The organism is Paenibacillus tundrae (assembly GCF_036884255.1).
Lineage (GTDB): Bacteria > Bacillota > Bacilli > Paenibacillales > Paenibacillaceae > Paenibacillus.
In genome coordinates, this window is the sequence record NZ_CP145605.1 from 5,728,648 (window position 1) to 5,751,046 (window position 22,399).

Genomic DNA, 22,399 nt, shown 5'->3' on the forward strand with positions numbered 1-22,399 from the left:
TCTTAACTCTTACTTTATGTGATTTATGTCAGATATATATGTAGAACGAACATCAGAGCATGGCTCCGCGTTCGTTCTTGAATCCATTTTGTAACTCACTAACCGCTTATAGACTTATTCTACTTTGGTGATTGGTGCAAAACCTGCAAGCAGACGTTTCACCCCAACGGGTGCCGGGAATGCAATCTGCAACTCGGTATCATTACCGCTACCTTTTACCGCAACAATTGTACCTGTTCCCCACTTGCCGTGCTGCACTTTATCTCCTGCTTTGAAACCTGATTCACTATTCGAAGCCGCAGACTTGGAGGCAGATGATGGCGTAGCATATGTTGGACGAGAGGTACTTGTAGTTACACGGGAAGTTGGTGTGGATGCACTAGCGGAAGAACCGCTTCGGCTTTGATGTTCAAACAGCTTAGCCGCACTGCCACCACCAAAGTTACTTCCGCCGCTGGAGCCTAGTCCACGCCCACCATAAGATCCCCCGTTGTTCGTGCCACGACGATAACGGTCACGCGCGATAGAGGTATCTTCTTTTAGCTCATCCGGAATTTCGTCTAAGAAACGAGACGGCGGATTCGCCGTTGTACGCCCAAACAATGTCCGCATCTGAGCACATGACAGGAACAACTGCTCTTCCGCACGTGTAATCCCTACATAAGCAAGGCGGCGTTCTTCCTCCAACTCTTCATTATCCATGAAAGCTCGGCTATGCGGGAAGACACCTTCTTCCATACCCACGATAAAGACCACCGGGAACTCTAGACCTTTGGCACTGTGCATCGTCATCAGGGTCACCGCATCGCTCTGTTCCTCTTCGTCATCGTTCATACTGTCGATGTCCGCAATCAAGGCGAGATCGGTAAGGAATGATACGAGCGTTTTGTCTTCATTATTTTTCTCAAACTCCATCGTTACGGACAGGAACTCGTCAATATTCTCCAGTCTTGCACGTGATTCGAGTGTATTCTCATTTTGCATCTCAATACGGTACTGACTCATCTCCAGGATTTTCTCCGTCAGTTCAGTTACCGACAGATACTCTACCATCTGGTGCAATGCAGCAATCATATCATAGAACTCGACTAGCGCATTGCGTGTCCGACCTGCAAAACCAAGATCATCCACGACCTGAAGCACACGGAAAATAGAAACTCCACGCTCACCGGCAGCAGCCGCAAGCTTCGCAACCGTTGTATCCCCAATGCTACGCTTCGGCACATTAATGATCCGAGTGAGGCTGATATCATCGTCCGGGTTAGATAACAAACGAAGGTATGCCAAGATGTCCTTGATCTCTTTGCGATCATAGAACTTGATGCCGCCGACGATCTGATACGGAATATCTGACTTGATCAGAATTTCCTCTATTACCCGGGACTGGGCATTCGTACGATACAGAATGGCATGGTTCTGATAAGATTTGCCGTTCTTCACATTTTTACTAATCTCGGAGGTAACGAAGTAACCTTCATCATGCTCTGAATCAGCACGGTAAACCTTAATCTTGGAACCACCCTCTTTGTCCGTCCACAGCTTCTTCGGTTTGCGTCCTGTGTTGAGGCCGATCACTTCATTCGCTGCATTCAGAATGTTAGAGGTTGAGCGATAGTTCTGCTCCAACAAAATCGTATTTGCTTCAGGGTAATCTTTCTCGAAGTTTAGGATATTGCTAATATCCGCTCCACGCCAGCGATAGATCGACTGGTCACTATCTCCTACAACACAGATGCGGTGATGACTGTCAGCAAGCATGCGGCAAAGCATGTATTGTGCACGGTTCGTATCCTGATACTCGTCCACGTGAATGTACTGGAATTTCTTCTGATAAAAGTCGAGAACTTCCGGCACTTCCTTAAAGAGTTGAATGGTCGCCATAATGAGATCGTCAAAGTCGAGCGAGTTGTTGGCTCTTAACCGCTTTTGGTACATCGTATATACCTTCGCCACAATCCCCTCGAAATAGTCGCCTGCCTGCTTCTCATATTGCTCAGGACTGATCAGTTCATTCTTCGCTGTGCTCATCATCGCCTGAACCGCTTTGGGTTCGAACTTCTTCGTATCGATATTCTGATCCTTCATGCAGCTACGAATAACAGATAATTGATCGGATGAGTCCAAAATACTGAAGTTAGGCGTAAAACCGATTCGTTCAATGTCACGGCGCAAAATGCGCACACACATGGAGTGGAATGTGGATACCCAGATATCGCGGCCTTGAGAGCCACCTACGAGTTGGGATACACGATCCTGCATCTCCCGGGCTGCTTTGTTCGTAAAGGTAATTGCCAAAATGCCCCAAGGGGGTGCTTTTCGTGTTGCGATAAGGTAAGCAATCCGGTGCGTAAGCACTCGGGTCTTACCACTTCCCGCTCCTGCCATAATCAGCAACGGGCCATCCGTCGCCTCGACGGCTTGTCGCTGTGGGGTGTTCAGCCGTGCAACGGCATCATGTATATTAATAGGTTGCATGCATGCATGCTCCTTCCATTAGTTGATCATATACGGAACTAGAGGTTACACTTGTCACTCCAAGTGCAGTAGCATCTTTCGATCGTCGTTATCCCCAGATTTTTTGATTCCCTTCTTGAAAGGGAAAATCCGGAGATAAATACGAACACTTCGTTTCTCCAGATCGCTTCTGCACTCTCCGTTCGGGTGTAAACATCGTATCCTTATATATTGGTGTTAGGTAAAAACAACCAGAAAACTATAGCAACTTTCCAGTTTTAAAAAGGGAAACTTCGTTTTCTCAGATCGTTCCTCAATCTACATTTCTGTCTGAAACATAAATCGTGAATACAATTGCTGAAAGAGGTTTGAAACCCCTAATTAGAATATTACTAAGTTATAAAGGGCAAAGTTCTATTTTAACAGATTCAAAGGGGGATGTGGGGGATTGGTAAACTAAACCGCTTAAACCGATTGTTTCACAGCCTGTACAGTTTCCAGCGCCTTCTGTAGATCACTATAAATGATGTTTCCTACCACGACCGTATCGGCAACTTGAGCTGCTTGTTCCGCTCTCTCGCAACTATCAATTCCGCCGCCATAGATAAGATGCGCCTGATCCAGTTGCCTGTGTATGTCACCGACAAGTTCCATGTTGCCAAACGTACCGCTGTACTCCATGTAAATGATAGGCAGGTGAAGCAATCGCTCTGCAGCCTGGGCATAGGCAACGGCAGCCTCTGTCGTTAACTCAGTATCCGCTCCGGTCATTCGTGCCACCGTGGAGTTCGCATGAAGCACAATGTATCCCTCAGCAATGAGCAGATCCCAAGGAATAAGATATCCATAACGCTCTATCGCCTGCTGGTGCTGTCCAATCATCCATTTACTATCCGTCGCATTAAGTACAATGGGAATGAGATATCCGTCAAATCCAGGGACGACTGCCTCCAGATCGGATACTTCAAGCACACACGGCAGCTCATAACGACGAATACGAGACATGAGGTCTACGGTGTTGTCATACGTAATCCCTGAAGACCCTCCCACGATGATTGCATCCGTTCCAGACATACATACCTTGTCCAATGCGTCATCTGATATTTCTCGATCCTGATCGAGCTTAAAAACATGTCTCCACTGCTTAATCATGTCTATCAACGAACATTCCTCCAGAGGTTCTTCTCTATCCTATTGAAGCTTATAAACTCAGTCTAAGTCAGCAGGGAGTGAGTGTCAATGTTCGCATAAAAAGGGGAACAAAAAATTACAGACTCTCCCCGCATATTCAGGAGCAACCTGTAATTTTTAATAAGAAAATCGATCAACCATCAATTAGGGTCTCCAGGCAAACCTCGTGTTCATCTGCTCCATTTCTTGTTCGGTCAAGATATCGGAGTAGACGCCGTACACGCCCCATTTCTCATAGCTCGCGACTTGATCTGTATCATTGATGGTGTGTACATAGGTAACCGCTCCAGCCTTGTTCAGCTTGGCGACAAAGTTTTGATTCACCTTATATTCAGGCATCGTTACTGCATCAATATCATTCTTTTGCACAAAATCAACAACCTGAGCCTCTGTATCCTGGGTAGCATATAACGTATAAATAATGGAAGGAAATGCATAAACCTCTTTGACCGTTTGCAACATCGGTTCGTTATAGATCTGGACTACGATGCGCTCAAGCACTTCCGAATCATATTTCTTACCCGCGTCAACTAAGGATTGTAGAACCTGCTTAATATCTTCGTCCTTCTGCTCCTTGGTGTCTGTCACAATGTACATGTCTGGATAATGAGCGAGTACGTCCACGATACCTTTTGCATCCATCGGTTGATACATGCCCAGAATTGGCGTATTCATAAATTCATCATATGTTAATCGCTCTGCCTGCTTCTCTTCCGGAAGCTCTTCATCCTGTCCAAGCATTTTGCTCATACTCGCTGTCCATTCATGTCTAGCTACTGTTTTGCGATCAGATGTCAGCATAAAATCAATCTCAAACACACGTGTGCCTTTCTCGTAATTGGCGATCATCGCCTCGTAAGCATTGGTGTACGGTTGATCCCGGATACTTCCCATGGCATGAGCAATTAAACGATATGCGGTAAAGCCTTCCCGTTGCTCCTCGCTCTGACGATCATAGGCAAAAAAGAGCATACCTACGGTAACAAGAAGTAATGTAAGAACTGCAGCGATGCGTTTCATAGGGCATTCACTTCCTTAAGTGAGTGATAGTATAGAAGATTGAGCGGATTGGTCATCTATCTTGTTGATTAGGATTGCGCGCATTACGCGGATACACAATTGCTTTTTGGTAACTAACTACCCTGATATGAGAGGTATCAAACAAAAAAGCCGCCCATTGGCGACTGTTAAATGAAGGAATGCAGTTAAGGTATGAATTTTGCTATAGGTTTTCTAACTCTTGTAAAAAAGCAACTAAGGCCTCTCTCCAAGGTCTGAGTAATGGCAAACGGTTCGTCCGGAGCGCCAGATGATCCATCACAGAATAGGAAGGACGCGGGGCTGGTCGGGGGAACTTCTCCGTGGAACACGGTATAAGTGTAGCCTTCAGATGAAAACCGTCCTGTTTCTCTGCTTCTTCCGCAATCGCCTTGGCAAATTCATACCATGTACACGTTCCTGTATTCGAAACATGATAAATGCCATACTTTTCACTTAGAGCGAGAACACTCACAAGATTAGCAAGATCGACCGTGTACGTGGGTGATCCAATCTGATCTTGAACCACTTGTAGCTCAGGGCGATTCTGTAAGAGCTCTAACATCGTTTTCACAAAATTATGGCCATGTACACCGAACACCCATGATGTTCGCACAATAAACCATTGTGAGCATAAACTCTGCACCAACAACTCCCCGGCTAGCTTCGATCGGCCGTACACACTTTGCGGATTAGTTGCATCGTACTCCCGGTAAGGATCACGGGCAGTTCCATCAAAAACATAATCTGTACTAATATAGAGTAGTTTGGCTCTTACTTTCTCCGCCGCTACGGCAATATTACGAGTTCCCGTTGCATTTACTGCATAAGCCGTCTCTTCATCTGTCTCAGCTTGATCCACCGCGGTATAGGCAGCGCAATGAATAATAATGTGAGGCTTGAACGAAATAATAGTCTGGGTACATTGCTGTTGATCCGTGATGTCCATCTGATCCCTATCACATGCCAGCACATGATGACCCTCTCGCTGGAACGTCTGTACAACATCTTGACCTAACTGACCCGCTGCTCCCGTCACCATCACTCTATATTTCATTCGGTTGGCTCACTCATTTGCTTGCCTTCCTGAGGCTTCACACCATTCTGATAGGCACCCGATTGGATACGTGTCCACCATGTTTTATTATCCAAATACCATTGGATTGTCTCTTTGATCCCAGTTTCGAAATGATGCTTAGGCCGCCAGCCAAGCTCTGTAGCCAATTTGGTCGGATCTATTCCATAGCGCCGGTCATGCCCTAGCCGATCTTGTACATATTGGATCAAACTCGTCGGTTTGCCCAGCTGCTCAAGAATCGTTTCTACAATATAGAGGTTGGTACGCTCGTTATTACCACCAATATTGTATACTTCTCCCACCCGTCCGCTGTGGATGACCAGATCAATTGCACTGCAATGATCCTCAACATAAAGCCAGTCGCGTATATTCAAACCGTCACCATAAATCGGAACCGTCTCATCATTCAAAGCACGGGATATGATAAGCGGAATAAGTTTCTCCGGGAATTGAAATGGACCGTAATTGTTGGAGCAGCGCGTAATATTCACAGGCAGACCGAAGGTCTCATGGTATGCTCTAACCAAAAGATCTGCACCAGCCTTACTTGCAGAGTAAGGACTATTCGGCATGAGCGGTGTCTCTTCGGTAAACAATCCAGTCGCACCAAGAGAACCGTACACCTCGTCCGTAGACACTTGCACAAATTTGGTGATCTGATATTTCTTCGCTGCATCAAGCAGAACCTGAGTACCTAGTACATTCGTTCGAACAAAAATATCAGGAGTTACAATACTACGATCCACATGGGACTCAGCAGCGAAGTTAACGACAACGTCGATGCCCTGCGATATGATCTGCTCCATCTGTTGTACATTCGTGATATCTGCGTGGATAAAATGATATTGCGGATTGGATTCAATGGATTGTAAATTCTCCAAGTTGCCTGCATACGTTAAAGAATCCACATTGATGATTTCATAATCTGGATGTGTGCGAAGCATATACATCACAAAATTACTGCCTATAAATCCAGCTCCCCCAGTAACGAGCAGTTTCATGGTGTCTCTCTCCTTTAGTCAAAGTTTACTTCGGCATCCTGCAAGCAGGGATGTTTTTGATCTTTATCTGATAACACAGGATTCGTTATTGGCCAGTCGATGGCAAGCGCTGGATCATTCCACAAAATACCACGGTCATGTGTGGGTGAATAGTATTCATCCACCTTATAGGAAACCAATACGTTAGGAACAAGGGTACAAAATCCGTGTGCAAACCCTTGGGGAACAAGGAGCTGCCGCTGATTGTACTCACTGAGTATAAAACCTTTCCATTGACCAAAGGTCTTGGAGGATGGACGAATATCCACAATTACGTCATAGATTGCGCCAGATAATACTCTCACGAGCTTGGTTTGAGCCTTAGGTTGAAGCTGATAGTGCAATCCCCGAATAACACCTGCTTCTGCGGATAAGGATTGATTGTCCTGCACAAATACATGATTGATCCCTTGTTCATGTAGCTGCTGCTCATTATAACTCTCCATAAAATAACCTCGATGATCGCCATACACTTTAGGCTCCAAAATAGCCGCCCCGTCCATAAACAGTGGAATTACTTTCATCGTATCCCTCCGTTATCATGTTACTGGGTTTATTCATATTGACTATATATATGTAGAAGATCAGGTGTGTGATTGTTCATCGGCCCGCAAGATAGAATATTCTTGTTTCAATAAGAGATCATTATACATACACGAGAACAAACAAAGCCAAGCCAGAATGGTCATTGGCTTGGCTCAGAGATCAGAGATCAGAGATCAGAGATCAGAGATCAGAGATCAGAGATCAGTTAAATGATAGATGTAATATGGGGAAACACAATATCAATTCTTTATGCTTTATGCTGATTCACGATCTTCTCCATGTATTTCATTAAATCCTCACGCAGGTCAGGACGTTGCATCGCATAATGAAGGGTTGTCTCGATGAAGCCCAGCTTCTCTCCTACATCGTGACGCAGACCGTCAAAATGATAGGCGAGAATTTGACGTTGGTGGTTCAGTAGAGACAGGGCATCGGTAAGCTGAATTTCTCCCCCCACCCCTACAGACTGACGACCCAGAATTTCGAAAATATCTGGCGTTAAAATATAACGCCCCATAATAGCCAGGTTCGAAGGAGCATCTTCCTGCTTCGGCTTCTCGATTAAACGATGTGCACGGAATACTCGATCTTCGGAGTGAGGAATGGCTTCCCCATCAACAATCCCGTACCGAGATACTTCATCCCAACCTACGGGCTGCACACCAACGATTGGCGACTGCAATTCGTCATATACTTCAATCATCTGTTGCAGACAAGGATGCTCGGACTCAACGATATCATCACCCAGCAGGACAGCGAAGGGTTCGTTGCCGATAAACTTGCGAGCACACCAGATCGCATGCCCTAGACCTTTGGCTTCCTTTTGACGAATATAATGAATATCAGCCATCTCGGAAGGTTTGCGTACCTGTTCGAGCAGATCCCACTTTTGTTTGCTTGCCAGGTTCTGCTCTAGTTCAAAGGAAGAATCAAAATGATCCTCTATCGCGCGCTTCCCTTTACCCGTGACGATAATGATATCTTCAATGCCAGAAGCCACGGCTTCTTCAATAATGTATTGGATTGTCGGCTTGTCCACGATGGGCAGCATTTCTTTGGGCATTGCTTTTGTGGCTGGGAGAAACCGAGTACCCAGTCCAGCTGCAGGAATAATGGCTTTGCGTATACGCATGCTGAATCCACCCCTCTGATCGAGAAATTATGAACATTATAATATAAACGGATGAAAATAATGGACATGATCTACGTAATTGGAATTCATTATACCATCAAAAGTTCCCGAATATCTTGTTCCGATAATGTGGTCGATCCACCATCTCCCGGCTCGATCACTTCTGCAATAAGGTCTTTCTTACGCTGCTGTAACTCTAAAATTTTCTCCTCGATGGTGCCCTCCGTAATCAGACGAATAACTTGTACCACTTGCTTCTGTCCCATCCGGTGAGCACGACCGATTGCCTGCTCTTCCACCGCAGGGTTCCACCATAGATCGTACAAAATAACGGTATCTGCTCCGGTTAAGTTCAACCCCGTGCCGCCTGCTTTTAAGGAGATAAGGAATAGTTCACCTTCGCCTTCATTGAATCTCCGGCACATCTCAACACGACTGGCAGCAGGCGTCTGTCCATCGAGATAGAATAAATCCCGTCCCTGCGCCGCCAATGTCTGCCGGATCAGGCTCAGCATACTCGCAAACTGTGAGAATATAAGGATGCGTTTGCCAGCAGCAAGACAGTCTTCCACGGTCTCTAGCAACTGTTCCATTTTGCCCGAGTCTCCCAGATAACCTTCTACAAAGAGCGCCGGATGGCAGCATAACTGTCTTAATCGAGTAATACCCGCCAATATCTTGATACGGTTCTTGTTGAACCCGCCATCTTCCATATCTTTTGACGTTTCATCCTGAAGCTGAGCAAGATAAGCCGCATAGAGTTTCTTCTGTTCAGCCGTCAGCTCGGAACGCTGTACCGTCTCAATTCTGTCTGGTAGCTCCTCAAGTACGTCTTTCTTCAAGCGACGCAGAATGAAGGGGCGTACCATCCTTGCAATCCGCTCTGGAGGTAGATCACGGAATCTCCGATAGTTCGGAAACAAACCAGGGAAGACCGCTTCAAAGATCGACCACAACTCATCCAGTGAATTCTCCACCGGCGTGCCTGTGAGCGCAAAGCGACGCGGAGCTTGAATTTGCTTGACTGCTTGAGCTGTTTGAGACGAAGAATTCTTAATCGCCTGCGCTTCATCCAGAATAAGCGTATGGAAACTCCTGCCCAAGTACATGTCTAAATCCCGTCGCAGTAATGGGTAGGACGTCACAATAACGTCTGCTTGATTCATATCCGCAAGCATCGAAGCTCGCTCTTCTCGGTGTCCTGCTGCAATTAACACACGCAACTGTGGCGCAAATCGTGCAAATTCATTCGCCCAGTTATAGGTTAACGAAGCTGGAGCAACAACAAGCACTGGAGGATGCGTAGCCCGCGTTCGGATGGTTAGTCCGTCTTGCTGTGTGGTCGTCCATATGCCATCCGTAGTTGCTCCTATATCATCTATAGGGAGGCTCGTTACCCGGTCATCGCTGTACTCAGGCTTCTCCTGAAGTGATGCCGTGATGTAGGCAATACTTTGTAGCGTTTTGCCAAGTCCCATATCATCTGCCAAGATGCCCCCGAACCGATAAAATGCAAGTGTACGGAGCCATTGATACCCGCTAACCTGATAATCACGCAGCACAGGTGCTAGGTCGGAAGGTAACTCAAAATCCATTCCATCCGGATCACGGAGATGATCCAGGAAACGTCGTAAGGAGCTGCCCCATTTTACATGGTTGGACACTTCGTCACGCCCCGGTAGCTGGAGTGCCCGAACCGCAGGTAATGTTAGTTGACTGCTCTTCATGTCAGCTGCCTCTAAACCAAGCGAGTCTGCGAGACGCGCAAAGCTCTCTGCCCCTTCATTTTCAAGCGAGACAAACACCCCGCTGCGTAAACGGAAATATGGTTTCTTTTCCACAATACTACGCATCATCTCTCGCAGCTCCAGCTCATCAATGCCTTCCATTTCAAACGAAATTTCTAGCCAATCCAGGCCTTTACCTAGATCTGCTCTAACTTTGGGAGGTGTAGGATAGGATTGCATCATCGCTTTCACAGCATGTGGCATATAAATATCTACTAGACCTTCGAGTTCAGGGAGCAAATGATACATGACATCATAGATCGCATCTTCCCGTTCACTCGTCCACACACTTCCATCCCGCTCTAGAAAAGAGTGATCCAAACGATCAATCAGATTCCGTTCCGCATGGCGATCACGCACCAGAATGATCTTCTTCTCATCCTCATCTATGAGATATTCAGCTAGTGGATTGATAACCATGACACTATAATCAAATTCCAGACGTGCTGTAATCCGCTCTCGATAGAAGTCGATATATAGCTTCGACGCAAGCTCCGGCTCCGCAATCTGCTCACGCACCTGTGAATCAATAGATAGATGCCCAAGCAGGCGAAGCTCAGGTACAACATGCTGTACGAACTCATCCACCTGCTGCGCTGAGATGTCGATACTTTCTTTAATGCCATACGAGGTGAGCGCCTTACTTAGATCCTCTAAGCTCCGCATCTGCATTGCATCTAATATATGCAACTGTCCTTCGACGACAGCAGCATCATACGCAGGAAGTAGAATTAGTTCACGTAGTCCAGAAACTTCAAGCTGATACCCTTCATTCGAACCTTGCGCGATACGATAGTACAGAGGTAATACACCTTCACCTAACGTCAGCGGCCCATTAATAAAACCCGTGCCTTCCATTCGGCTATCCGCCTGAAGCAACAATTCGAGCAGCGGCTTCCAAACTAATGGAGCAATGAGAATATCCCTTCCATCCGAAGCACCCAGGTATCCAGAGATGGATTGTCGATAAGCTTCCTCACTCTGTCTCATCCGAATTAACATCGATAGAATAGCCTGATCCTGAGCATTAAAGTAATGCATGGATGGGTCGTAGAGAAATAGCTTCGTAAACGACATCGGTTCGCCCTTCTCCATACAGTTCAGGAATTGCTTTACCTTCTGAACAACATACAGGCGCTTGCCACCAACTTTCAGTTCAAGAGCTAGTTTGGCTCCACCTTGATGAACTTGTACCAGTTTACAAATAAACTGCACATGTAACTCTTCCCGCAGTGAAGACCGTGTGACAGGTGCTTTGTGATGCGGTCTATGATCATCTACGTAATGCCGTTCCTTTGCAAACATAGACAAAATCTGATCTGCTGTCCGATAGGACGGTTTATCTGCCGACTTGCCCCATCCTGGAGCTGAGCTTGACCGGCTTGCCTGAGCGAAATGAACCGGAGCAGGACGTTCCCACTCACGTTCTTCTACGAATGTACCCACTTTGGAAGGGAGACTGCTTCTAGTCTCACGCTCTTGCTGCTCCCCCCATTCATGAATTGCCAGCAGTACAGCTGCAACATGTTTGCATTGATCATAATAGCTCGTGTCGTTGGGACAGTTGCAATCAGCTACAATCTCCCCCATCTCATCGAGGTCAACGGTGACTTTGTAGCGCTGCGTGCCGCGGACCAACGCTTCATAATGCTTTTTATCCTCGCTGGCAGTGAGGCCCGTGACCCTTCCCGATTCATTGTACGCTTCCCCTTGTTTGAATGCCGTGACTCCGCACAGCAACTTAATATCCATGATTGTGAATGGCGCCACGGATCTTTCGCCTCCTTATTCATGCCAGAATAATGGACATCAACTATCCCGTCACGATTATTCCGATTTTATAGAAAAAAACCCCAAGAGCTCCGTAAGGCAGAGATTGGGGTTTGTGAGCTTATTTCACCAATTGACCACGCGTTACGCCGAGTTGGTTCGTTGCTTTTAGCGTTTTCCAAACTTGCGTACCGCTGATCTCACCGCGCAGTGCACGGTTGTACAGATCAATAACTTCACGTACTTGTTCAGGTGTTTCTTCTAGGAATTCTACACGGTAACGGGATACGCCCAGATCCATGAAGTTGGCTAGATATTCAGCACCAGATTGCTCTACTGCGTTATAAACGGTATTACGGCAACCTTCATCCACGCGTACGGGGTGAGACATACCGATCCGATCCTGCAGAGATGCGCGGGAATCTTCACATGGACGTCCACAGTTCGTATAGTCCGTGCCTTCACTCATAAACGTACAATACACGCAGTGTTCTGTATGGAACATCGGCAGATGCTGATGAATAACCACTTCCATCTTGTCCGTCCGCGAGCGCCCCAGCAGGTCAACCATTTGCTGAATGTTCAGGTCATATGAAGGAGTGACCGCATCACAACCTGCTTCCAAGAACAATTCAACAGCCTTGTGATTCGCAATGTTCAATGAGAAATCACCGATCAATTCCGGGTGCTTCGCATCCGGGTTCTCCATCCGATGACGGAGATAGAAATAAAGGGCACCCGTGTTACGTACCAGTACCGCATCTGGCTGGAGACGTAGGATGTTGTTGTGGTATCCGTTCTCGCCAGGCATATGAATACGCGGAGTTACCAGTGCAATTTTGCGCCCAGCCGTCCGAACAGCCTCTACAGCAGCCGGGAACTGTTTAATGAACTCGAAATCAGCGTAGATCATCTCAATGCCCGCTTCCAGCGCTGCCTCTACTTGCGGCAGACTACGGCAGAGCGCAGTCAGTTCTGCTTGACCGCGAGCAACTGGCGAAGCTGGTTTAACCGTATCGCCGTATACGTCCACCGCACGTTTCACGTAGACAGGCGGTTTAGGACGCTCACCTGCGAGCTGTTCAACCGCCTGACGGCGAATATTGTTCAACTCGCGCATAGGGATGATGATGTCACCATGCAGATTGACATCCAACTGCTCCAGTTGGAACACCGTACCACCCAAACGTCCAAACTGCTCTTCGAGCAACTCGTATGTCATTGGACGTTTCTGAGCGATATCCAGTTCCATCTCGGAATCTACACGGACTGTTGTGCCCTTCTGCACATCTGTCCACCACGTACTGAGCGGCTGTCCCGGGCTGCCGATCACTTTGACGTTTACCGGGAACACACGGTATGGCTTATCCGTCTCAAATGACTGACGCAGACGTTTATCCAGCGCGGGGTCATTCGTTTTCCATACTTTGTCGCCAACCTTCACACGGCGCAGATCCACATCACTACGGCCTGGCACGATGTCCACAACCCAGCCCTCTCCAGCTTCTCCTTCGAGTTTCACGCCTTTACGACGTACATCGTATACACGTCCGCCTTCTTCCTTCTGCGTTGGATCTCCGGCATCAAATACAATTCCGTCTCCACGCTTCACCGGTGCATCGAGCTTCAGAACGACGCCATCACGCAGCACCTGATCCACACGTCCAAGATAGACGCCACGGCTTTTCGGGAATGTACCGTCTACGAGTTGCTTGTTGTTCGTACCATCAAGGAAGCCGTGTGTGAATCCACGAGAGAAACTCTGTTGCAGTTCACGAACTTCTTCCTTACTAGGCGGTGTGTTATCTCCGTCAAAGTACCGGTCAATCGCTTTGCGATATTTACTTACCACATTCGCCACATATTCAGGCGTTTTGAGACGTCCTTCAATTTTGAAAGAAGTTACACCTGCTTCAATCAATTCAGGCATCAAGTCAATCGCAGCCAGATCCTTAGGAGACAGCAGATATGCCACATCGCCCATCGGTTTGTGCTCACCATCGACCATCAGATCGTAAGGCAAACGGCAGGCCTGTGCACATTCCCCGCGGTTCGCAGAACGTCCACCCCACATTTCAGAAGTAAGACATTGACCCGAATAGGATACACAGAGCGCACCATGGACAAACACTTCCATCGGCAATTTTGCCTGCTCTCCGATCTTCTGGATCTGCTTCAAGTTGTTCTCACGTCCGAGTACGACACGTTCCATATCAAACGGCTTCGTAAATTCCACCGCTTCCGGGGATGTGATCGTCATTTGCGTTGAACCGTGAATTGGGAAGTCCGGCGAGATTTCGCGGATCAACTTGACCAAACCAAGATCCTGTACAATTACCGCATCTACGCCAGCATCCACACAAGCATCGATGAGTTCTTTGGCATCTGCCAATTCATTTTCGAAAATCAATATATTAAAGGTCAAAAAACCTTTTACGCCGTAACTGTGCAAAAACGCCATAATCTCTGGCAACTCGTCCATACGGAAATTGTTTGCGCGAGCGCGTGCATTAAATTTTTCGACTCCGAAGAAAATAGCATCTGCGCCGTTGGCTACCGCCGAACGCATACAATCCCAGTCACCTGCGGGTGCCAGAAGCTCGACATCTTCTCTTCGTATTGTTGCTGTTTTCATGTATATCCTCCCCATAACCGGCTGTATGCCGGGTTTCATGCCTGAACAACCAACCTATCAACTAAAAAATCATTTAATCATTCTATCTATACATGCTATCTATACATATGTCTGTATTCCCCGATATCCAGGCCTACAGTCATTCTTTCATGTCAGATCAGCAGTCATAACTCCTGAACTAGTATAGTGTACCACTTCTGCACCGACTCTTCTACGCTTTCCTGAAAAAACCGTTTACCATTTTCATACGGAAAATAAAAAACCGAAAGGTCTTCTGACCTTCCGGCATGCATGTCTATTATTGTTTCATAACATCCCTATTTTATAAATGTAAATGAGTTCATTACTTTTTCCAAAATGGCTACCTGAACTTCCGTTCGATTCGCATCGTTTAGCCCACTCGTGATCGTATATGTGATTCCATTCTTCTCGAATACAATCTGACGACCGGTATATGGTACATTCTTCTCCACATCTTGGTACGTAAAGGAGAATGCAGGCACACCTGCAAATGTGATCTTCTCGCTATTCATCAGCTTGAAGTTCTTGCGGGTTTGGCTTGCTCGCGTATATCCTTCTTTCAGCTGACTGACTGTCATCTCAAGGGTCTTCTCTTCGTCTGCCGCAATAGAGAACTCTCCGCCTGTGAAGGTGTATGCCACTGGAGATTGTTCAAACTGATCATTATACGGCGTCCAATAGCGCGGAATATCAACACTGTACTGATAACGTTTGGATGTCCGTGTACGTTGCTTCGTTTTGTCTATCAAATAATAATCCTCTTCCAATTGACCGAAGTTATCAGCAACAATATCAAAATCAATATAGATACTCTCAACAATGCGTTCAAACCATGCTCGATCTTGCTTCTGATCTTCCGGGAACGAATATTCAACATAATAACGATAATCGCCCTTCTGCAACAGTACATTGTACTCTGTCTGCCATCCATCGCCAAAGTTATAACGGAACTCCTGAACCTTTGCCGTCTCACCAGACATATCCATCGAATAGGATCGGATAGGCTCATAGTTATCTAGCGTGAATGCCTCACGCATCCACTTGTCCAGTTGTTCGCTCCATTGTTGAACGGTAGCTCCTTTAGGCGTAGATGAAACAGTCATTTCTAAGTAAGCTCCATCCTTCGCTTGGTAGGACAGCTCGTTATTGTCCATCGACCACCCTGCCGGCACATTCAGCTCAATGCCATAATCACCATTGTGGACGTAACGCATCCCTTCAATGACTGTAGATAGATCTTTGATGGAATCGTCTGACTGATCATAGGTAGGTTGGAATGAGTTCAGTAATGCTGCGTGTTGATCAAGATCCTTGTAATAGACTGCATCATAATCTGCAAAATAGATCGTATAGACACGATCTTCATGGAAGTATTGACGAATCTCCCAGAACATCCCGTCCTTATCTTTCACAACAATCCGGGCATATGGCGTGTTAGTTTGGTTGACTGCTTGGCGATCCAGCACGACGTCTTCCGCTTGTTTGGCTTCCTGTAGAAGCTGTTGTAACAGATCATCAGCATCAAGTGCAGCATTCTGATCGGTGACATACACCTGTAGATAATAACTTTCATCCACAGGGCCAAATGACATCATGCGTTCCTGCTCTTCCGATTGCAACGTGATCATATCTTCTGGGTAGTTGATCGACCAGCCATAATAACTATTGCCGATTCTCGTTTTATCTGCATCCACATCAATGTCATCCTCGTCCCCATCCGCCGGCGGTTCCGTTTGCGCTAAACGAATGACGATTTCTCCGGAAGATGTTGGAGCAAGTGTTGCGCCGATACCTGCTGCCACTACGCGAAGCGGAACCATAAGCACACCATTCACCATTTTAGGCGATGCACCCATGTCTTTCTTAACGCCATCCACCCAGGCAATCGGACTATCAATTGTGATCGTTACCGTATGTGCACCTTCCTTAATTTTGACAACATCGTTACTCTCCAAACGAATTTCACTGCCAAAAGCCTTCTTAAAAACGCCGACAGGCACCATGGTCACGCCATTGCTCTTATAAGGCTTCGCAATGGTTTGTTTGCTTCCATTGATATAAGCTTGAGTGCTTCCTGCTTGAATTCGCATTTCGTTTGTAATGCTATCTTCGGATGCCCATACTGGCATAGCTAAGGCAAAAGTTAGCACCCCAGCCAACATGCCTGTGCTCAGCACACGTAAAAATGACTTCTTCATTCCGTCCATTCGTCCTCTCTCCATACGGGCTGCTCCCGTCCTTATTGATCTTCATCCTCTGTTAGAAACGCTTCGATCTCAGCCTCGAAATCTGCTCGATCTCCAAGTACCAACGTGCGTATAACGATGTCACCATCCGATTGCATCATCAGTTTCACTTTTTGTCCTGGCAAATACGCTTTGAGCAGTTCATTGATATCAGCCCTCGAAGATACACGTGTGCCTGCGATGCTATACAAAAGGTCACCCTCTTGAATTTTGGCTTTCTTCGCTACTTCAGAGAACACGCCATTTACCGTTAAAGGTTCATCCGTAGGCATTCCTACGACACTTGACCAGCTTTCTTCCAGCAGTAAACCAAGACTTGCCCGTTTCACCTTACCGTATTTGAAATACTGATCGATCACATATTGCACCGTCTCCACCGGGATCGAGAATCCCGTATTATCTATGCCGATTTCTGTATATTTCATAGAGTTAATACCGATAACTTCGCCCTTCATATTGAACAATGGACCCCCGCTGTTTCCTGGATTAATGGCTGCATCGGTCTGGATTAAACGATAGTTCGCTTCTTCCACTTCGCGGTTAAGTCCACTAATTACACCAACCGTTGCTGTGTTCCGCAAGGCAAATGTAACTGGTGTCCCGATCGCAATTACCGTCTCTCCGACAGACGTCTTTGGCGCTTTGGCGAATGTTGCCGGTTTGAGCGATTTGGCATTAATTTTAATGAGTGCAATATCACTGATTGGATCACTATACGTTTTGGTAATGTTGTATGTATTCCCATCCGACGTTACAACGAGTGGAGTATCTAAATCATCAACCACATGTGCATTCGTTACAATCCATCCATTCGAGCGGATAATCACGCCTGTCCCATGCGCAAGATCATATTCATCCGAGGATACGTCGCCATGTTCGTCACTTGCTTTTCCAATAATGCTCACAACGGATGGAGACACCCTTTCAATGATTTTGGGGATCATCTCATTTCCTTTATAAAGGTAGGTGCCTGTCATAGCATCATATTGCCCGCTTCCCCCTAGAGCCTTAACCAAGTCCGCAGAACTGACATACACTTGTCCATCCACCACTTTGGCTTTCATGCCAGCCGCTGCCGTAGACTCCGCTGCTCCTGCCGTTGTTGCCAAGCTGATGGAAAGCACCATCGCCATCATCATTGCTATACTTTTTCTCCCTAACCCGTTCATGCTCTCGCTCATCCCTTTCGGTCTATCCTCTGTTATTCGGTTATGTAGCTGGAAACTCGTTCAATCCTTAATCCTCTACTTATCTACTCTTCTAATCTCTTCTCTCAACCATCTTCTGTCAGTATCCTCCAATCTATCACACAAATTATGGTTATACAATTGTTCTGCGTTCTATTTAACATAGAAAGTTCATCCCACTACGCTGATCCCGATCCAATAAAAAAAACACCTTCCGCCATTAACTCTGGAAAGTGCTTCGTCTGTATTCTCATTGCTATACACCAACTACGTTAATCCGTAACCTGACTAATTGAACCATCCCGTAATCATAGCATAGTCCGTCATCAAGAAAACAAGCAAACTAACCACTGCAAATCCGATCGCAAACAAATTCTTCTTAGGTGCCCGAATCAATCTGACAACGCCTATAAAGATAATAATCGTAAACAACAGGACAAAGATATCAAATGCATTAAAATTCGATGTACTCGCTGTGGCAGCTTCTGCAAGCAACATAGATAGACAGACCTCCTCACCATAATTAAACGCACATTTTGGCAACGTCCTTATAAACAACATTCAATCACGTACCAGAAACGCTTCAAAACACTTGTGAATCCATACATAAAAGCTAACTCCTGCCCAAATATCTAACTCTATGTTAGCCGTAGCCTGCTTGTAATGCAAGCCCTATCATCCATAAAAATGAAAAAAATCCAATTCATCCGGGTATGTCTATAATGCTTGTCACATCACATATGTAAACACTTTCATTTGATAAAAGTCGAAATTATAATTCTATTCTACATCCTCGTGCAGATGTTTAGGCAGGGCATGTCTCATAGATCCTTTCAATCCACATACAAAAAAACCTCCCCATCGAACAAGTGAAGCATCGCTGTGTAAGCAATACCTCACCACGTTCACCTGAGAAGGTTCTAGCTGATCAACTTTATGGTATCTGGTTATTCCGTTAACTGAAGCATCTTGCTTCGCTCTGTATCCCTCACCAAGACTGGTTTCAGGTACTTACCCGTATAAGATGCCTCTACTTCTATAATATCCTCTGGTGTTCCGGTTGCCACGATCGTTCCGCCGCCACTACCGCCTTCTGGGCCCAGATCAACAATATAGTCGGCTGTTTTGATTACATCCAGATTGTGCTCGATAACCAGCACGGTCTCACCTGAATCAACTAAACGGTGCAATACGTTTAGCAACCGATCGATATCATCGACATGCAGTCCTGTCGTTGGCTCGTCCAGAATATAAATGGTCTTGCCTGTACTGCGACGATACAGCTCAGAGGCAAGCTTCACACGTTGAGCTTCACCACCGGACAAGGTTGTTGCCGGTTGTCCTAAATTGATATAACCCAAACCTACATCAAGCAGTGTCTGCATTTTGCGATGGATTTTCGGAATGTTCTCGAAGAATTGTGTTGCATCCTCAACCGTCATTTCAAGTACATCAGCGATGTTTTTGGATTTGTACTTCACTTCGAGCGTCTCACGGTTATAACGTTTGCCCTTGCAGACTTCACAAGGAACGTATACGTCGGGCAAGAAGTGCATCTCAATCTTGATAATTCCATCACCCCGGCAAGCTTCACAACGCCCGCCTTTGATGTTGAAACTGAAACGACCCTTTTTGTATCCACGCATCTTAGCTTCGTTCGTTTGCGCAAACAAATCCCGAATGTCATCGAACACTCCGGTATACGTAGCCGCATTGGATCGCGGTGTACGACCGATTGGCGACTGGTCAATATCGATGACTTTATCGATATGTTCCAGACCACGGATCTCTTTATGTTGTCCAGGACGTACACGAGCACGATTCAGATCACGCGCCAATGTTTTGTACAAAATTTCATTAATCAATGTCGATTTCCCTGATCCAGATACACCCGTTACAGCGGTGAATACACCAACTGGGATTTTTACATTCAGGTTCTTCAGGTTATTTTCTTTGGCGCCGCGTACTTCCAACCAACGATCACCTACGCTGCGGCGTTCCGCACGTATCGGAATGAACTTCCGTCCACTGAGGTATTGACCCGTTAACGAGTTCTCGTCATTCATGATCTCTTCTGGTGTACCCTGTGACATTACGGTACCTCCGTGGATACCCGCGCCAGGGCCAATATCAATAATATAGTCGGCTGCCATCATCGTATCTTCATCATGCTCAACTACGATTAACGTATTCCCGATGTCTCTCATGTGAGCCAGCGTACTGATCAAACGATCATTATCCCGTTGATGCAGACCGATACTTGGCTCATCTAGAATATAGAGCACACCCATCAGGCTAGAACCAATCTGTGTCGCCAATCTGATCCGCTGCGCTTCACCGCCAGATAACGTTCCAGCAGCACGGCTCAAAGTCAGGTAATCCAGACCGACATTAACGAGGAAGCCCAGACGGCTGTTAATTTCTTTGAGAATCAGATTCGCGATAGCACGTTCCTTCTCACTAAGCTGCAATGTTTCGAAGAATTTTCCCGCTTCTCCAATGGAAAGGCTCGTTACATATGCCATGTTATGGTCATTGATTGTGACTGCAAGACTTTCACGTTTCAAACGATGTCCTTTACATTTACCACAAGGCTTGGCGCTCATATAACCTTCAATAAATTCACGGATGCCCTCAGATGCAGTTTCACGATAACGGCGCTCCAAATTGTTCACGATACCCTCAAAGGTCACCAGTGCTTCTTTGCGTTGTCCAAAATCGTTCTCATAACGGAAACGGATTTTCTCTGTACCTGTACCCAGCAGCAACTTGTTCATCTGATCGGCTGGAAGATCTTCAACAGGTACATCCTGCGGGATGTTGAAGTGTTCACATACTGATTTCAAGAACTGAGGATAGTACGTTGACGTTCCTCCTGTCCAAGCATCAAATGCGCCCTCTTCAATCGTTTTACTCCGGTCAGGTACTAGCAGATCCGGGTCAACGATCATTTTCACACCAAGTCCATCACATTCAGGGCAAGCTCCAAAGGGGCTGTTGAAAGAGAACATTCGCGGCGCGAGCTCTTCAATGCTGAATCCACACACCGGACATGCAAAATTAGAACTGAAACGGAGTTCTTCCTCTCCGATGATATCAACGAGCAATTGTCCACCGGACAGATTCAGTGCCGTTTCAATGGAGTCTGCAAGACGTGACTGGACATCCTCCTTGATGACAACCCGGTCAACGACAACTTCAATCGTGTGTTTCTTATTTTTCTCCAACTGGATATCTTCAGACAGTTCACGCATCTCACCATTTACACGCACACGGACAAATCCTTGTTTGGATATATCGGCAAATACACTCTTATGCTCGCCTTTGCGTCCAGAGATAATCGGTGCCAAAATCTGCAATCGAGTTCTTTCCGGATACTGCATGACACGATCGACCATCTGCTCTACCGTCTGCGATGTAATTTCTACACCGTGATCCGGGCAGTGGGGATGTCCTACACGTGCAAATAATAGACGTAAATAGTCATAAATCTCGGTTACCGTTCCCACGGTTGAACGTGGATTACGGCTAGTCGTTTTCTGGTCAATTGAGATCGCTGGAGAGAGACCTTCAATGGAATCCACATCCGGTTTCTCCATTTGTCCTAGAAACTGCCGTGCATAAGCGGATAATGACTCTACATATCGCCGCTGACCTTCTGCATAGATCGTATCAAAAGCCAGCGAGGACTTGCCTGAGCCGCTCAGACCCGTCAATACAACAAAACGGTCACGCGGAATGGTAATATCAATGTTCTTTAGGTTGTGTGCACGTGCACCTTTGATGACAATATTCTCGCTAGCCAATGTGTATCCACCCTTTCAAAATGAATATCGTGTTTCACACCCTCCCAAACCCTCCCTTCCTAGGGAGGGCCCCATAGGGCTCAGCCCTCTGGACACCCGAAACAAGCGGTGCATTGGCGGTGGGTCGGGTCTTGCTATGTGAAGGTATATCGTGCGCCCGCGATTCTGCACGAGATTCCAGCCTATTGCCGGAATCTCGTGCAGTCGCTCTACTGCGAGGGAACGCTCGCGGCTTTGCCTCGCTCGCGTTAAGGTCGCCATTGCCTCTGGCTCGGCTCCCTTTACTACCGGGACGCTCATGGCTTTGCCTTGTTCGCGGTAGGTCGCCATTGCCTCTGGCTCGGCTCCCCTACTACCGGGACGCTCGCGGCTTTGCCTCGCTCGCGTTAAGGTCGCCATTGCCTCTGGCTCGGCTCCCTTTACTACCGGGACGCTCAAGGCTCTGCCTTGTTCGCGGTAGGTCGCCAT

At 46.7% G+C, this 22,399-nt stretch carries 13 protein-coding genes; all 13 read right to left on the minus strand.

Translation table 11 applies throughout. From position 1 onward, the window contains the following. Nucleotides 1-114 precede the first annotated feature (114 nt). Nucleotides 115-2,475 (minus strand): DNA helicase PcrA, encoded by a 2,361-nt coding sequence (gene pcrA / locus V6W81_RS25850; protein WP_145051293.1) that lies wholly within the window; start codon nucleotides 2,473-2,475, stop codon nucleotides 115-117. Nucleotides 2,476-2,919: 444 nt separating this feature from the next. Next, the gene (locus V6W81_RS25855; protein ID WP_430701386.1) at nucleotides 2,920-3,606 is read right to left on the minus strand and encodes a heptaprenylglyceryl phosphate synthase; all 687 of its coding nucleotides are present in this window, start codon (nucleotides 3,604-3,606) and stop codon (nucleotides 2,920-2,922) included. Between the two features lie 183 nt (nucleotides 3,607-3,789). Then, on the minus strand, nucleotides 3,790-4,665 hold the full coding sequence (locus tag V6W81_RS25860; RefSeq protein ID WP_338540771.1) for a phosphatidylinositol-specific phospholipase C/glycerophosphodiester phosphodiesterase family protein: 876 nt from the start codon (nucleotides 4,663-4,665) through the stop codon (nucleotides 3,790-3,792). A gap of 202 nt (nucleotides 4,666-4,867) precedes the next feature. Then, nucleotides 4,868-5,740, minus strand: a complete 873-nt coding sequence (gene rfbD, locus V6W81_RS25865) for a dTDP-4-dehydrorhamnose reductase (protein WP_338540772.1) — start codon at nucleotides 5,738-5,740, stop codon at nucleotides 4,868-4,870. Next, nucleotides 5,737-6,762, minus strand: coding sequence for a dTDP-glucose 4,6-dehydratase (rfbB, locus tag V6W81_RS25870; RefSeq protein WP_338540773.1), 1,026 nt, complete (start codon nucleotides 6,760-6,762; stop codon nucleotides 5,737-5,739). Before rfbB ends, rfbD begins: the two co-directional genes overlap by 4 nt. A 14-nt stretch (nucleotides 6,763-6,776) precedes the next feature. Further along, the gene (gene rfbC, locus V6W81_RS25875) at nucleotides 6,777-7,325 is read right to left on the minus strand and encodes a dTDP-4-dehydrorhamnose 3,5-epimerase (protein WP_145051307.1); all 549 of its coding nucleotides are present in this window, start codon (nucleotides 7,323-7,325) and stop codon (nucleotides 6,777-6,779) included. Between the two features lie 269 nt (nucleotides 7,326-7,594). Next, a complete protein-coding gene (gene galU / locus V6W81_RS25880; protein WP_338540774.1) occupies nucleotides 7,595-8,479 on the minus strand; it encodes a UTP--glucose-1-phosphate uridylyltransferase GalU in 885 nt (294 codons plus the stop codon). A gap of 89 nt (nucleotides 8,480-8,568) precedes the next feature. After that, nucleotides 8,569-12,036, minus strand: coding sequence for a DEAD/DEAH box helicase (locus tag V6W81_RS25885; protein ID WP_338540775.1), 3,468 nt, complete (start codon nucleotides 12,034-12,036; stop codon nucleotides 8,569-8,571). A gap of 121 nt (nucleotides 12,037-12,157) precedes the next feature. After that, nucleotides 12,158-14,671: a U32 family peptidase gene (locus tag V6W81_RS25890; RefSeq protein ID WP_145051311.1), complete on the minus strand. Its 2,514-nt coding sequence runs from the start codon at nucleotides 14,669-14,671 to the stop codon at nucleotides 12,158-12,160. Nucleotides 14,672-14,988: 317 nt separating this feature from the next. Continuing rightward, nucleotides 14,989-16,914, minus strand: coding sequence for a stalk domain-containing protein (locus tag V6W81_RS25895; RefSeq protein ID WP_338540776.1), 1,926 nt, complete (start codon nucleotides 16,912-16,914; stop codon nucleotides 14,989-14,991). Nucleotides 16,915-16,931: 17 nt separating this feature from the next. Further along, nucleotides 16,932-18,107: a S1C family serine protease gene (locus tag V6W81_RS25900; RefSeq protein ID WP_430701387.1), complete on the minus strand. Its 1,176-nt coding sequence runs from the start codon at nucleotides 18,105-18,107 to the stop codon at nucleotides 16,932-16,934. 306 nt (nucleotides 18,108-18,413) lie between these two features. Continuing rightward, nucleotides 18,414-18,623, minus strand: coding sequence for a hypothetical protein (locus V6W81_RS25905; RefSeq protein WP_056693600.1), 210 nt, complete (start codon nucleotides 18,621-18,623; stop codon nucleotides 18,414-18,416). Nucleotides 18,624-19,072: 449 nt separating this feature from the next. Next, nucleotides 19,073-21,931, minus strand: coding sequence for an excinuclease ABC subunit UvrA (gene uvrA / locus V6W81_RS25910; RefSeq protein WP_338540778.1), 2,859 nt, complete (start codon nucleotides 21,929-21,931; stop codon nucleotides 19,073-19,075). Between the last annotated feature and the right edge of the window lie 468 nt (nucleotides 21,932-22,399).